Origin of the sequence: Streptomyces griseorubiginosus (genome assembly GCF_017614965.1) — a bacterium.
GTDB classification, from domain to species: Bacteria; Actinomycetota; Actinomycetes; order Streptomycetales; family Streptomycetaceae; genus Streptomyces; species Streptomyces griseorubiginosus_B.
Map to the genome: position 1 here is coordinate 1 of NZ_WVUG01000743.1, position 434 is coordinate 434.

1 protein-coding gene is annotated in these 434 nt (G+C 73.3%); it reads right to left on the reverse strand.

All coding sequences use genetic code 11. The features are described 5' to 3' along the window. A partial coding sequence (locus tag GRC12_RS45070; RefSeq protein ID WP_368861657.1) for a N,N-dimethylformamidase beta subunit family domain-containing protein occupies positions 1-434 on the reverse strand: 434 nt, incomplete at both ends.

Genomic DNA, 434 nt, shown 5'->3' on the forward strand with positions numbered 1-434 from the left:
CGGCGAAGCCGCGCAGGAGGTTCTCCGTGGTCCGGGTGACGAAGGCGCGGGTGCGGGCGTCCATGCCGTGGTCGCGACCGCCGTCGGCGGTGCCGGCCATCAACGCCTCCACCCAGCGCATGGTGCCGGTCGCGAAGACACCCGCGCCGCCGCCGACGGTGTAGTACGCCGAGTCGCTGTGGCCGGCGCTGCCCTTGCACAGCAGCGGCGAGTGGGCGGTGATCTCAAGTGGCTCGGGGACGGGACAGCCGGGGGAGACACGGTCGTACCCGACACCGACCAGATGCTCGAAGCCGTCGCCGGGGCGCACGCCCGTCCCCTCGTACAGCCAGTGGTCCGCGGCCTGCACGACATACGGGGCGTCGGTCGGATAGCCCTCGTAGAGCACACCGGTGAGGGAGGACTCGGGGTCGGGGGCGGGCGGCGCGCGGAAG